Origin of the sequence: Hafnia paralvei ATCC 29927, from assembly GCF_001655005.1 — a bacterium.
Classification (GTDB): Bacteria; Pseudomonadota; Gammaproteobacteria; order Enterobacterales; family Enterobacteriaceae; genus Hafnia; species Hafnia paralvei.
Genome location: NZ_LXET01000062.1, coordinates 35,295 through 48,758, shown reverse-complemented (window position 1 = coordinate 48,758; position 13,464 = coordinate 35,295). Strand labels below are relative to the sequence as shown.

Sequence of the window (13,464 nt, the reverse complement as noted above, 5' to 3'; positions counted from 1 at the left end):
TGCTCCGTTATGAGTTCAACGCCAGTTCATTGGCCTGTTTATCTTCTTCCTGTTTAAGCAAGGTACGTTCGTAGGCTTTCAGGAATGGGTAGTACATTGCAGCGGACAACACCATGCAGATCAGACACATAATGACGGGGCTGAGTGCCCAGTTTGCAGCCCATGAGGCTCCGATTGGCGCAGGCGTTGTCCATGGCGTCATTGAAACCACTTGTGCAACCCAGCCAAGTTTGGTGGCGGTCCATGCAAAAGTGGCATTGATCATGGGTACTAAAATAAAGGGCAGGAAAAACACGGGGTTCATGATGATGGGGGCACCGAACAGAATTGGTTCGTTGATATTAAAGAAACTCGGTACAACGCCCATTTTTCCGATGGTTCGTAGGTGAATGGCTTTACTACGTAACAGTAGGAATGCCAAAGGTAACGTAGAACCCACGCCGCCAATCAGCAGGTAGTGATCCCAAAACCCCTGCAAATAGATGTGCGGTAGCGGTGCGCCAGTTGCTAATGCAGTTTGATTGAGTGCCAGATTGGTCATCCAGAACGGATTCATAATGCCAGTAACGATCAGCGCACCGTGAATTCCGGCAAACCACAGGATTTGGCACAGTAACACCGATAACAAAATGGCTGGCAGGGAATCAGAGGCTGAAACCAGCGGAGCCAATAAATGCATGATGGCTTCAGGGATAATCATCCCCGTCATGGATTCAACTAAAAGGTTTAACGGATGCAGCGTTGCGACGATGATCACCACAGGAATTAAGATTTCAAACGAACGGGCGACCCCTGTAGGGACTTCTTTGGGCAGCCGGATGGTGATGTTTTTACGCTTTAGGAGGGCGTACATTTCGCTGGCATAGATAGCAGTGATAATTGCCGTGAAGATCCCTTGTCCTGAGAAGTACTGAGTCGAGATGTGATCATCTTTATAAGGCGCAGCGACGATTAAAAAGGCCATGAATGCCAGTAGGCCAGTCATGATGGGATCGAGCTTATAGTGTTTACCCATGCTGGCGCCGATACCAACGGAGATAAAAAATGTCATTACGCCCATGCTAAGGTTAAACGGCAACATCAGTTCGGCACGGTATTTAAGTGAAAAATTCAGCCAGCCGCGGGCAAATCCCCATTGCGTATCTGCGTCGAAAGGCGGAAAGATAAATACCAGCATGAACGAGCCAATAATCATGAAGGGCAGGGCGGCGAGAAAACCATCACGGATGGCAATCACATATTTTTGCTGCCCGATAGAACCGGCTAGAGGCGCGATCTTTTGTTCAATCACGCTAACCATTGATTGATATAAGCTCATTGGCGATCCCCTCGCGCTAATCGATTAACGACAGGGCAAAATCTAATACTTTATCGCCACGCTGCATTCCGTAATCCATCATGTCGATAGCCGCCACCGGAATGCCTTTCGGCTCTGCTTTTTGCGCCAGGCCGCTGAGCATATATTTCACCTGAGGCCCCAGCAATATGACCTGATAATGCTCAAACTGATCGTCAAATTCGCCTGCGCCAAAAGCTTTGATTTCAACGTCTAACCCGCGCTCCTGCGCGGATGTCAGCATCTTTTTCACCAATAAACTGGTGGACATACCCGCAGCACAGCACAGCATGATTTTTTTCATTTTTATGTTCTCTCTGAGTTAAACGGTTCATTTTCTAAAACTCATTGGATACATTTTGGAAACCGGTTTCCAATACAAAAAAACTAAAGTGAGAGCGGTATTCAGGAATGAAAATTTACTCAGATAAAAGCTGTGAAAACGGTCACAAGTTAAATAGATACTGTGGAAAAAATAGGCTAACAAAGAATTTCAGGCATAAAAAATGCCAGCACTTAGGCTGGCATTGAACACGTTATCTAATGGTTCATACGGCTGGCAGGTCGAACAGCAGGATTTCCGCTTTATCATCAGCATGGATAGAAATTGCCGCTTCATCCCAGATGGCAACACCATCGGCGGTGCTAACGTGTTGGCCGTTGATGGAAACGTTGCCTTTGACAACCTGAATCCAAACGCGGCGATCTGCCTGCATCTGATAAACGCTCTGCTCGTCTTTCAGCAGCGCCCAACGGGTGAGTGTCATGTCTTGGAACACTTTCAATGACCCGTCGCGAGCATCAGGAGAGAGTACCAATTGGCGCCCTTGTGGCACGTCGAACGCTTTTTGCTCGTAGCGAGGTGTCAGGTTTTTCTGATCGGGAATGATCCAAATCTGATACAGATGTAAGTCGCGATCCTGATAAGCATTGAATTCAGAATGGCGAATACCGGTACCGGCGCTCATGATCTGGAACTCACCGGCGTTAACCTGCTCTTTATTGCCCATGCTGTCTTGGTGAGCAACGGCGCCTTCCATTACATAGGTCAGGATTTCCATGTCTTTATGCGGATGCGTTGGGAAACCTTCACCTGCAGCGATTCTATCGTCGTTAATCACGCGTAACGCTGAGAATCCCATAAAATCGGGATCGTAGTAATCAGCGAAAGAGAAAGAGTGCCAGCTATCGAGCCAACCATGATTTGCGTGACCACGGTCATTTGCTTTACGGATATAAATCATAATCAAAATCTCCTATGAGCCAGCCAATCAGGCTCTTGTCGTTGAAATCTAGTTTAGACCTAAGCCGATAATAAGAAAGCGTAAAAAACTCATCCCTCTGTTCAAAAAATCAGAACAAGATCTGGATTTATCATGAAAGTTGTTTCATTTCCGGAATATGCAAAACAAGAATTTATCTCATTTAAACCCTTGACTCTGGAGTCGACTCCAAGGTGTAGACTTCCCTAAAATCTTAGAAATCCATCTTCATCCGTTATCGGATAACACCACGGAGGTCAGCATGTCTGAACACATTCATCACTCCCATGAGCCGAATCATGCTCACGGACACTCTTCATGTGGCTGCAGCCATAGCCATAGCAAAACGCAGCACGGCTGTTGCTCCACAGCTCATGAGCATCAGGATATACAAACCGATTCGGCAGGATCCAAATCGGGTGGGGACAGTTGCTGTAGCAGCGGTCATTGCCATGACAATGATGATGAAGATGAACACCCCTCAGGTTCCTCTCTAACTCCACCTCCTGCTGGCAGCCAACGTTTTAGCTGGAAAGTTCGTGGGATGGACTGCCCAAGCTGCGCTAAGAAAATAGAAACCGCGGTGAGCGGGATCCCCGGCGTTAATCATGCCGCCGTGTTATTTGCCACAGAAAAACTGGTGGTCGATGCGGGTCATGACGTCAGTAAAAAAGTGCAGACTGCGGTTGAAAACGCGGGCTTCGTTCTCCTTGGCGTGAATGGAACGACGTCACCGCCAGAAAATAGCTTTTGGAAAGAATACGGCCTGCTGATCTCTTTGGTTGTTTTGATGATTGTCAGCTATGGCATTGAACAGTTTAGTCCAGCATTAGGGCGTATTGCCTTTATTGCGACGACTTTAGTGGGTTTAGCGCCAGTGGTACGCCAAGCGTGGAAACTCACTCGTAGCGGCACGCCATTTGCGATCGAAACGCTCATGAGTATTGCCGCTGTTGGTGCTCTATTTATTGGCGCGACCGAAGAAGCAGCCATGGTATTGCTGCTGTTTATGATCGGTGAGCTATTAGAGTCTTATGCAGCTAACCGTGCACGCAAGGGCGTGAGTGCGTTAATGGCTCTGGTGCCCGAAGAAGCCATCGTGATTGAAAACGGCCAGCGTAAAACGGTCGCTGTCTCTTCGCTATTGCCAGGACAGATAATTGAAGTTGCGCCGGGCGCGCGTATGCCAGCGGACGCAGAGTTACTGGCTGATGGAGTGAGCTTTGACGAAAGTGCGTTAACCGGTGAATCCGTCCCCGTGGAGCGCCAAAGCGGTGAGAAAGTTGCGGCGGGTTCTCTGGTGGTCGATCGTGTTTGCCAGCTACGTGTGGTGTCGGAGCCGGGCAATAATGCGATTGACCGTATTTTACAATTGATCGAAGAAGCTGATGAACGGCGTGCGCCTATTGAGCGTTTTCTGGATCGCTTTAGCCGCTATTACACGCCAGCGATCATGCTGTTCTCGCTACTGGTGATTGTGGTTCCACCGCTCTTTTTTGCCCAGCCTTGGGATACGTGGATCTATCGTGGTTTAACTATGCTGTTGATAGGTTGCCCTTGTGCGTTAGTTATTTCTACTCCGGCAGCGATCACCTCTGGTTTAGCTGCCGCAACACGCCGTGGAGCCTTGATTAAAGGTGGCGCAGCGCTGGAACAGCTAGGGCGAGTCACTACGATTGCGTTCGATAAAACCGGAACGCTGACGCAGGGGACTCCGCAGGTCACTGACGTGGTGGCTCTGGGCGACGTGGATTCGGCGCGAGTTCTCACGCTTGCTGCCGCGGTGGAGGTGGGTTCTCATCATCCGTTGGCGCAGGCCATCGTGCGCAAAGTGACTGAACAGAAGTTAGGACAACTGACGGCTGATGAACGCCAAGCTAAGGCGGGTATTGGCGTCGAAGGGTATATCAACGGTGAATTGATTCAGGTGATGGCACCTTCAAAGCTGGCGCAAAATGCGTTATCAGAAGCGGCGTTAGCGCAGGTGCATGAGTTGGAAAGTGCAGGGAAAACGGTAGTCGTAGTGGTTCAAGCTCAGTTGCCGGTTGGCCTGATCGCATTAAGCGATACGCTACGTGCTGATGCGGTAGAGGCTATTGCGCAGCTTAAACGCATGGGGATCAGTGGCGTTATGCTTACAGGCGATAACCCACGCGCCGCGGCGGCGATTGCCAGCCAGCTCGGTATTGATTTTCGTGCAAGCTTACTGCCTGCTGATAAAGTCGAAGCCGTTACCGCATTAAGCCGAAAAGCAGACACGGCAATGGTGGGAGACGGCATTAATGATGCGCCAGCGATGAAAGCGGCCAGCATTGGGATAGCCATGGGCAGTGGCTCGGATGTCGCCTTAGAAACCGCCGATGCGGCGTTGACGCATAACCGCCTAACGGGATTGCCTGAGATTATTGCTCTGTCGCGTGCGACTCATGCCAATATCCGGCAAAATATCACTATTGCGCTGGGGCTGAAGGCCATCTTTATGGTGACGAGTCTATTAGGACTTACCGGTTTGTGGTTAGCGGTTCTGGCTGATTCTGGTGCTACCGCATTGGTAACTGCTAATGCTTTAAGATTATTAAGAAAGACGAAGTAGTTACATAACCACATGTAAAATAGTAAAAATTAATCGCGACTAAGAGGCATCTTAGTCGCGATTCGCATTTTATGACGCGCTAAATACCCATAGTTTGCTGGTATACTCGCGCGGTTTCTGCTCGTAATTATTCGTTTTACACACATATTCGAGTTTTCAATTCATATTTCAAATAAAAGCTAAACCTAAAATGAAGAATTCAACTCTGCTCGCGCTGATCCCAGTGGCGATGATGTCCTCTTTTGCCTTTGCTGATTTGCCAGAGTCTGATGATGCCACTCAAGCCATGATCGATCAGGCTGCCACACCTAAGTTTCTCTTGCCGCAACAGAATGTGAGTGGAGAAAGTACTGTCTCTGCAACAGCAACAAAACAGGGCAAGAAAAAAGCTATTTCGTCAGCGTCCTCATCCTATTTGCCTTTCTGGGGCGATGAGGCTAGAGCTCTGGGTTACGAATTGCCGGAGCCTTTTGGTGTTAGCGTTAGCTACATGAATATCCGACAGAATATTAACGTTGATAGTATTGCATTTAATGGGTTGGGCTTAGGTTCAGGAAGTAACTTCATCGCTTTACCGTCCAATCTGTTTGATATCAAAGTGGGTAAGACTCGCCAGAAGAGTGAAACTGAGACAATGAAATTGGATGCATGGGTGCTCCCTTTCATGAACGTCTATGGAATTATTGGTCATACCAAGGGTAGTTCAATATCAAATGTTTCTGTTGATTCCGATCCTTCTAATTTCAAAGGGTTAAGTAATACATTAAATAGAATAATTTCAAACGTTATTCATGGAATGAATCAGAATGGAACACTAAAAGATATTGATTTTAAACTGGATTTTAAAGGCACCACTTATGGTGCTGGTACTACGCTGGTGGGGGGATATGGTGACTGGTTTAGCATGGTGGACATCAACTATACCCAAACACGTTTTGATATTCTTGATGGCAGTATAGATGCATTCACTCTTTCACCGCGTGTAGGTTACCGTTTCTCTATTCCTGCAATTGATGCGTTGCACATGGGTCCCAGTAAGCTCAACGTTTGGGTGGGGTCGATGTATCAGGATGTTCAGCAAGAGTTTAAAGGCAATCTAAACGATTTAAATATGCCTGCAGAGTTGCAAAAGCTTATGGCGATGGCCAACGAAGATGGTAAAGGCCGCTTTGACGTCAAACAGCATCTGCAATCGCCGTGGAATGTTTTGCTCGGGGCGCAGTATGAGATTACTCGTAATTTCAATCTGATCACTGAGTTTGGCTTTGCCGAACGTAACAGTTTCTTTGTTTCCGGTGAGTATCGCTTTTAATGCGAGGTATAGCAGGGCTTTGTCTGGTGAGCTGCCTCAGTATATCGACCTTGGTTCAGGCGGGGGATCTCCTGCCTTCGCGCCAACAAGTTGATGGCTGGTTGGTGGGGTTAGGCGCAGATAACCAGTTCGATTCTAGTAAAGGTATCGACTGGGGCGTCATGCCGGGGCCCTTCTATACACCAGAGTTAGGCCTTGGCGTTGGTGTAGCCGTTGTTGGGATGTACCGACCTGACGAAACCGATCACGTTAGCCAAAACTCCACGCTTTCGCTTAGCGGCTTTGCCAGCTCTACGGGTGCCTTTGGCATAGGTCTGGATAATTATAGTTTTTTTGCCGACGATGCTTGGCGCTTCTACTTGAGCGGTGCTCTCAATGATATGCCTACCTACTATTGGGGCTCAGGATTCAGTGCTGGCCGCAATGACAGCGACAAACAGAAATATACTTCTCAGGAGTTCAGTGCTAAACCCGATCTTTTGTATCGCATTGCGGCGAATACCTATTTAGGTGTTGGCTGGTCTTTCTCTTCGGTACATGCGGCTTCAATTCAGGATAAAGACAAAGGCACTTTGGAACGCGAAAAAGCGGGAACTTCGGTGCTCAGTTCAGGCGCTAGCGCGACGTTTACTTACGACACCCGTGATTTTGTCGCTAATCCACGGCACGGACAGTTGGTGAATATCACCTACACTCATTACGCGCCAGAGCTGGGCAGTGATACCCGTTTTGATGAGCTGGATAGTCGTTATGCCCTATACCATGCACTGGATGAAGATAATGTTCTGGCGTGGGAAGTCGATGGCCGCTTTACGCAAGGTGATGTGCCGTGGAATATGTTGCCGCTTTTGGGAAGTAATAATCGTATGCGTGGCTATTATGAAGGGCGCTATCGCGATAGAAACGTGGTGAGTACTCAAGTTGAATATCGACGTAAGCTCGACTGGCGCAATGGTGTTGTCGGCTGGCTGGGTACGGGTACCATGGGGCCAAGAGCCAGCGATTTAGGGCAAAGTCGCTGGCTGCCTTCAGTGGGCGTAGGCTATCGTTTTGAATTCAAACCACGCATGAATGTACGGCTTGATCTGGGTGTTGGTAAGGGAAGTACCGGATTTTATTTTCAGGTAGGGGAAGCATTTTGAACGTTGTAAAATATGGACTCATTACCGGCATCTTGCTGTCATCTTCCTGCTTCTCTCAAATTAAGCTGCCTATTGTGCCAGATTTATCCACCTCTCCGCTTCAGCAGGCAACGCGCGCATGGCCGACGGTTGAAATGCTTTCTGCTCCGGATGGTTTGCGGCCATGTTGTGCGTTTGGCTATAACCTAAAGGCGCAGGCATTAGGTATTCCTGTACCGCTTTACCAGCTAAATAATGTGGTTGAAGCTGATGGATTGGGTGAGCATCATTATAACGATAGCTTATTGGGTGCCGTCGCTAATCTAATGGGTATCAGCAGCGAGCAAGACGGTTTGCTCTATACCGCTCATGGTGGGTTTATCGATATCGCACATGTGCGTGATACGGCAGATATGACGCTCTTTCTGTTCAGCCAGATTTGGCCACGGTTGGGGCAAGAGCAAACGATCGTGCTAAGCGAAGAACTCGCACAGCGCCATATCCAGTTGTTTGCATTCACTCCACCGCAAAATGAAGCCGAGCGATTTACGCTGGCGGCCTATCTTTCAAGCTATTTGGCATTTCAGGTTGCCGCGTGGCATGAAATTGCTCAATGGTATGGTTTCGAGTCTGTTCCCGGATTTTCAGAAGGAATTTCGGCATTTTCGCCAGAAGATCTCTACTCCAATTTGTTAGGGGCACGTTTGGCCGCGTCGCTCATTTTGCAGGGACATTCGAGTTCGGTTGAGCAATTTAATCTGTCTATGCAGGCCATTTTGCCCGCAGCATTGCATCAGTTAGGGGCAGTATCGGCCAAAGATACGCGTTTTCAATTCGACATGCTGGATGGCAACTGGTGGGATAGCCACCGTGCTGTGCCGGAGAAGTTTTTGGTATTAAAGCGCAACTATCTGACTGACGACGATCGCATCCCGACGCCGATACCGAGTGAATCCACCGCATCGCTACGTTTACGGCTTCCTGCCGAATGGGCAGGCTTTCAGATGAAAGATCTCGGTGAATTACGTCTCTTGTCAGGCCGCTCAATGAAGCAACTCCCTAAGCCTGACGAATATTACACGTTCCGCGATTTTCCCGCGCTTGCATTGCATGCGAGAGCCGAGGATGCAGGGCAATTGGCAGAAATGAAGTAAGGGATATCTACCTGCCATACTTCAAATTGTGGAGAGTGCTGCACTCATTTACCCCAGCCACTTCAAATTGTTTGGTTGATTATACGTCACTTGTAAACCGACTTCGTCCAGCATTGCTCGTCATCCTTCAGTAGAATTGCCCTCTAAATCGGCAATGGACGAAAAACTTCGTGATTCTATTACTTCTCACCACGGTGTTGTGGGCATTTTCATTCAGCTTGATTGGTGTTTACCTTGCCGGTCAGGTTGATGGGTGGTTCGCGGTATTGGTGCGTGTCGCGTTAGCTGCGTTGGTATTCTTACCTTTCCTACGTTTTCGCGGCGTGCAGGCTAAACAGGCGCTGCTGTATATGGCGCTCGGAGCCTGTCAGTTAGGCGTGATGTACCTGTTTTATTATCAGTCTTTCCTGTACCTGTCGGTGCCAGAAGTTCTGCTGTTCACCATCATGACGCCGATTTATGTCACGCTGATTTACGATCTTATGCAAGGAAATCGTCTGCGCTGGGGATACTTATTTAGCGCGTTGCTCGCTGTTTTAGGAGCTTTGATTATCCGCTATAACCCTTTGAGCCCGCAGTTTTTACTGGGGTTTGGTCTGATTCAGGGAGCAAATATTTGCTTTGCAATTGGGCAGGTTGGCTACAAACGCTTGATGGAAATCAGCCCGATGCCACAGCGTAATGCATTTTCATGGTTTTACTTGGGCGCGCTATGCATTGCCCTGCCGGCATGGCTGATATTTGGGCATCATCAAATGATGCCAACAACCAGTTTGCAGTGGGGGATCCTGATTTGGCTTGGCATTGGCGCTTCAGGCATGGGTTATTTCATGTGGAACTATGGTGCCACTCAGGTGGATGCTGGAACCTTAGCCATCATGAACAATGTGCTCATTCCGGCAGGGCTGCTGGTTAATCTGGCGATTTGGCAGCAGCACCCTGACTGGATCAGGCTGATTGCTGGTGGCGCGGTGATCGCGCTTTCGCTATGGGTGCATCGGCGCTGGATTGTTCGTCGTGAGGAGACAGCCCGTTAGCAATTTTACTGTGATAGATTTCCGCGTCGCGTACGAAGGGCAGATGTTCGCAGGCATGGCGGCGCGCCGAATGGATAAAGGCTTCTGTCACGGGCTGGTTTTGTTCCCCATCGCGAACCGCAGAGTACAAACGACTCCATAGCCCTTCCCCTAGCGGCTTAGTGACTACTAAGCCCTGACGCTCCACATTTTCCACGACCCAATGCGGTAATGCAGCAATACCCATGTGTGCGGCAACCATCTGAATCAGCAGCAAGGTGTTATCCACGCTTTTCAGCGCTGGGGTAATGCCAGCCGGTTGCAGAAAATGTCTCCATACGTCTAGGCGCTGACGCTGTACCGGATAAATCAACAAGGTTTCCTCTGCCAGATCTTGCGGCGTGATTTCAGCTTTATTCGCCAGAGGGTGATCCGGTGCGAGTACTAGACGTACTTCATAATCAAACATCGGCGTGTAGTGCAAATGACTGCGCGGCAAAATATCGGACGTCATCACTAAATCCAATTCGCCCTGTTGCAATGCGGGCTGAGGATCGAAGGTCACGCCGGAGTGAAAATCGACGGATACGTCTGGCCAATGTTCGCGAAATTTATCTAGCGCTGGTGTGAGCCATTGGATACAGCTATGACATTCGATCGCTATACGCAGAGCGCTTTGATGGGGTTCGTTACAGGCTTTTAAGGCTTGCTGGATCTGTGGTAGCACCTGCTCCGCTAATCTCAACATGATCTCACCCTGCACGGTAAAACGTAGCGGCTGGCTTTTTCTCACAAATAAGCGATAGCCCAGACGTTCCTCTAAATCACTGAACTGATGAGAAAGGGCTGACTGTGTTTGATGCAGCTGTGCTGCGGCTGCAGCTAAAGAGCCTGTATTCCTCAGTGCTTGCAGCGTCCTTAAGTGTTTCAGTTCGATCATGAGAGTCTTTCACCTTGAGTGTGAATAATTTGCGCTTGTTCGATACACAGTACCTGTGGATTATGGATGTGTAAACATCTAGATGGCTATATCCTTCATAATTAAAGTTGCTGATGTGTTGACCCTGTTTGTTCACCCTAATGACATCACTGTCTATCCACTTAGGGAGCCGCTCACGTGTCACCTTTCTTCAACCCAGATTATCTAGAGTATAACCATAATAATTCAGACGCCGAGCGCGGTTAGATCGGGTCATAATGAGGTAACAATAATGAGCGTAATCAATCACACTTTAGGTTTCCCGCGTGTCGGCCTGCGTCGCGAACTGAAAAAAGCACAAGAAAGCTATTGGGCGGGCAATATCTCTCAAAACGAATTATTGGCCGTAGGTAAAGAGCTGCGTGCACGTCATTGGCAGCAACAGCAAGACGCGGGCGTTGATTTATTACCGGTGGGTGATTTCGCGTGGTACGACCATGTACTGACAACCAGCCTGCTGCTGGGGAATGTGCCAGCACGTCATCAAAATGCTGACGGCTCGATTGATTTAGATACGTTATTCCGTATCGGCCGTGGTCGTGCACCAACCGGTGAGCCGGCCGCCGCTGCCGAAATGACCAAATGGTTTAACACTAACTACCACTACATGGTGCCTGAGTTCACGCAGGGTCAGAGTTTCTCTCTGGGCTGGCAACAGTTGCTGGAAGAAGTTGATGAGGCGTTGGCGCTGGGTCATAACGTAAAACCTGTACTGCTTGGCCCCGTAACCTATCTCTGGCTCGGCAAAGTGAAAGGTGCCCAGTTTGATCGACTGGAACTCCTGAAGGATATTCTGCCGGTTTATCAACAGGTGCTAAAAGCGTTGGCCGAGCGCGGCATTGAGTGGGTACAAATCGATGAGCCTGCGCTGGTTCTGGAACTTCCTCAGGAGTGGCTGGATGCGTATCAACCCGCTTATCAGGCGTTGGCTGGGCAGGTAAAACTGCTGCTGACGACCTATTTTGAAGGTATCAGCCATAACCTAGACATAATCCGTGCGTTGCCGGTTCAAGGGCTGCACGTAGATGCGGTACATGGCAACGATGATTTATCGGTATTGCACAACGCGCTACCGCAAGAGTGGGTACTGTCCATCGGTGCGATTAACGGTCGTAATGTATGGCGTGCTGATGTCGGCCAGTGGTTCGATCGCATTCAGCCGTTGGTGTCCCAACGCCAAATCTGGATCGGTTCTTCTTGTTCACTGCTGCATAGCCCAATCGACCTGAATGTTGAAACTCGCTTGGATGCAGAGGTAAAAAGCTGGTTTGCTTTCGCATTACAAAAATGCGCAGAGTTGGCACTGTTGACGAAAGCGGTCAACGATCCGACAGCAGAAAATCTACAGTTGCTGACCGATTACAGCGCGCCGATTCGCGCTCGTCGTAGTTCAACCCGTGTACACAATGCGCAGGTAGAGAAGCGTCTGGCGGCAATCACCGCTCGTGACAGTGCGCGTAATCAACCTTATGAAGAACGAGCGAAAGCTCAGCGCGCGCGCTTTAATCTGCCAGCATGGCCAACGACAACCATCGGCTCATTCCCACAGACGACCGAAATTCGTGGGCTTCGTCTCGACTTCAAACAGGGTCGTGTGGATGGTAATAACTATCGCACAGGGATCAGCGAGCACATTAAACAGGCTATCTCTGAACAGGAGCGTCTTGGCCTAGATGTGTTGGTCCACGGTGAAGCAGAGCGTAATGATATGGTGGAATACTTTGGTGAACACCTCGATGGCTTTGTATTTACCCAAAACGGTTGGGTACAGAGCTATGGTTCTCGCTGTGTAAAACCACCGGTCATTATTGGTGATATCAGTCGCCCAGAGGCGATCACCGTCGAATGGGCTAAATATGCTCAGTCACTGACAGACAAACCGGTAAAAGGCATGCTGACAGGGCCTGTCACTATTCTGTGTTGGTCATTCCCTCGTGAAGACGTGACACGTGAAATCATCGCTAAGCAGATCGCCTTAGCGCTACGCGATGAGGTGGAAGATTTGGAAAAAGCCGGTATTGGCATCATTCAGATTGATGAACCTGCCTTACGTGAGGGCTTACCGCTGCGTCGCTCGGATTGGCAGGCATATTTGGAATGGGCGGTTGATGCATTCCGCTTAAATGCCGCTGTAGCTCAAGATGACACTCAAATCCATACTCATATGTGTTATTGCGAGTTCAATGACATTATGGATTCTATTGCGGCACTGGATGCGGATGTAATCACTATCGAGACCTCTCGTTCGGATATGGATCTGTTGGAAGCATTTAAAGAGTTCGAATATCCCAATGAAATTGGCCCAGGCGTCTATGATATTCACTCGCCAAACGTACCAAGCGTAGAATGGATTGAGGACTTGCTGCGTAAAGCTGCGCAAAACATTCCTGCGGAGCGTCTGTGGGTTAACCCTGACTGCGGTTTGAAAACACGCGCATGGCCTGAAACTCGTCAGTCACTGGCGAATATGGTGAAAGCAGCGCAGCGACTGCGTGAACTAGAAGCGTAATCAATACGTTTCTTGGCTATAAACCAACGGCTACTGGATTTCCAGTAGCCGTTTTGTGTATTTAAAGGAAAGGTCAGCGGTGAGAGAAATAGTCTGTGATATTCTTTTAAGCCGTTAGCTCGACATTTATGCCCACGATGCTTGCCGCGTGACTCGGCTTTGCCTCGCCCCGCTGGGGCCAG

Annotated in this window: 10 protein-coding genes; 6 read left to right on the top strand and 4 right to left on the bottom strand. The window is 49.1% G+C overall.

Going from position 1 to position 13,464, the window contains the following annotated elements; genetic code table 11:
* Nucleotides 1-7: 7 nt before the first annotated feature.
* From M988_RS19680 to M988_RS19670, 3 genes are all read right to left on the bottom strand, one after another.
* Nucleotides 8-1,318, bottom strand: a complete 1,311-nt coding sequence (locus M988_RS19680; protein WP_008815870.1) for a PTS sugar transporter subunit IIC — start codon at nt 1,316-1,318, stop codon at nt 8-10.
* A 16-nt stretch (nt 1,319-1,334) separates the two neighbouring features.
* Nucleotides 1,335-1,640 (bottom strand): PTS sugar transporter subunit IIB, encoded by a 306-nt coding sequence (locus tag M988_RS19675; RefSeq protein WP_008815871.1) that lies wholly within the window; start codon nt 1,638-1,640, stop codon nt 1,335-1,337.
* Nucleotides 1,641-1,884: 244 nt separating this feature from the next.
* The gene (locus tag M988_RS19670; RefSeq protein WP_008815872.1) at nt 1,885-2,580 is read right to left on the bottom strand and encodes a pirin family protein; all 696 of its coding nucleotides are present in this window, start codon (nt 2,578-2,580) and stop codon (nt 1,885-1,887) included.
* 280 nt (nt 2,581-2,860) lie between these two features.
* Here M988_RS19670 and M988_RS19665 point away from each other — a divergent pair, with 280 nt between their 5' ends.
* The 5 genes from M988_RS19665 to M988_RS19645 all read left to right on the top strand — a co-directional run bounded on the left by M988_RS19665 (nt 2,861) and on the right by M988_RS19645 (nt 9,815).
* Nucleotides 2,861-5,191: a zinc/cadmium/mercury/lead-transporting ATPase gene (locus tag M988_RS19665; RefSeq protein WP_064575430.1), complete on the top strand. Its 2,331-nt coding sequence runs from the start codon at nt 2,861-2,863 to the stop codon at nt 5,189-5,191.
* A 190-nt stretch (nt 5,192-5,381) separates the two neighbouring features.
* Nucleotides 5,382-6,503 carry a hypothetical protein gene (locus M988_RS19660; protein ID WP_039189780.1) on the top strand — a complete coding sequence of 374 codons (1,122 nt, stop codon included), beginning with the start codon at nt 5,382-5,384 and terminating at the stop codon, nt 6,501-6,503.
* On the top strand, nt 6,503-7,645 hold the full coding sequence (locus M988_RS19655; protein WP_008815875.1) for a BamA/TamA family outer membrane protein: 1,143 nt from the start codon (nt 6,503-6,505) through the stop codon (nt 7,643-7,645). Before M988_RS19660 ends, M988_RS19655 begins: the two co-directional genes overlap by 1 nt.
* The gene (locus tag M988_RS19650) at nt 7,639-8,778 is read left to right on the top strand and encodes a DUF4056 domain-containing protein (protein WP_082019210.1); all 1,140 of its coding nucleotides are present in this window, start codon (nt 7,639-7,641) and stop codon (nt 8,776-8,778) included. The genes M988_RS19655 and M988_RS19650 overlap by 7 nt, the downstream gene beginning before the upstream one ends.
* A 170-nt stretch (nt 8,779-8,948) precedes the next feature.
* Entirely contained in the window at nt 8,949-9,815 is an 867-nt protein-coding gene (locus M988_RS19645; RefSeq protein WP_008815877.1) for a carboxylate/amino acid/amine transporter, read from the top strand.
* On the opposite strand, the gene metR is transcribed toward M988_RS19645, so the two are convergent.
* On the bottom strand, nt 9,727-10,734 hold the full coding sequence (gene metR / locus M988_RS19640) for an HTH-type transcriptional regulator MetR (RefSeq protein ID WP_004089354.1): 1,008 nt from the start codon (nt 10,732-10,734) through the stop codon (nt 9,727-9,729). The two genes, M988_RS19645 and metR, sit on opposite strands and share 89 nt — an antisense overlap.
* A gap of 271 nt (nt 10,735-11,005) precedes the next feature.
* Between metR and metE the strand changes: the two genes are divergently transcribed.
* Nucleotides 11,006-13,282, top strand: a complete 2,277-nt coding sequence (gene metE, locus M988_RS19635; RefSeq protein WP_064575425.1) for a 5-methyltetrahydropteroyltriglutamate--homocysteine S-methyltransferase — start codon at nt 11,006-11,008, stop codon at nt 13,280-13,282.
* Nucleotides 13,283-13,464: the final 182 nt, after the last annotated feature.

What these genes read in the sequence shown, in the direction of transcription:
- metR (WP_004089354.1), bottom strand. Translation starts at nt 10,734, where the DNA reads ATGATCGAACTGAAACACTTAAGGACGCTGCAAGCACTGAGGAATACA.
- M988_RS19665 (WP_064575430.1), top strand. Translation starts at nt 2,861, where the DNA reads ATGTCTGAACACATTCATCACTCCCATGAGCCGAATCATGCTCACGGA.
- M988_RS19660 (WP_039189780.1), top strand. Translation starts at nt 5,382, where the DNA reads ATGAAGAATTCAACTCTGCTCGCGCTGATCCCAGTGGCGATGATGTCC.
- M988_RS19680 (WP_008815870.1), bottom strand. Translation starts at nt 1,318, where the DNA reads ATGAGCTTATATCAATCAATGGTTAGCGTGATTGAACAAAAGATCGCG.
- metE (WP_064575425.1), top strand. Translation starts at nt 11,006, where the DNA reads ATGAGCGTAATCAATCACACTTTAGGTTTCCCGCGTGTCGGCCTGCGT.
- M988_RS19670 (WP_008815872.1), bottom strand. Translation starts at nt 2,580, where the DNA reads ATGATTTATATCCGTAAAGCAAATGACCGTGGTCACGCAAATCATGGT.
- M988_RS19675 (WP_008815871.1), bottom strand. Translation starts at nt 1,640, where the DNA reads ATGAAAAAAATCATGCTGTGCTGTGCTGCGGGTATGTCCACCAGTTTA.
- M988_RS19655 (WP_008815875.1), top strand. Translation starts at nt 6,503, where the DNA reads ATGCGAGGTATAGCAGGGCTTTGTCTGGTGAGCTGCCTCAGTATATCG.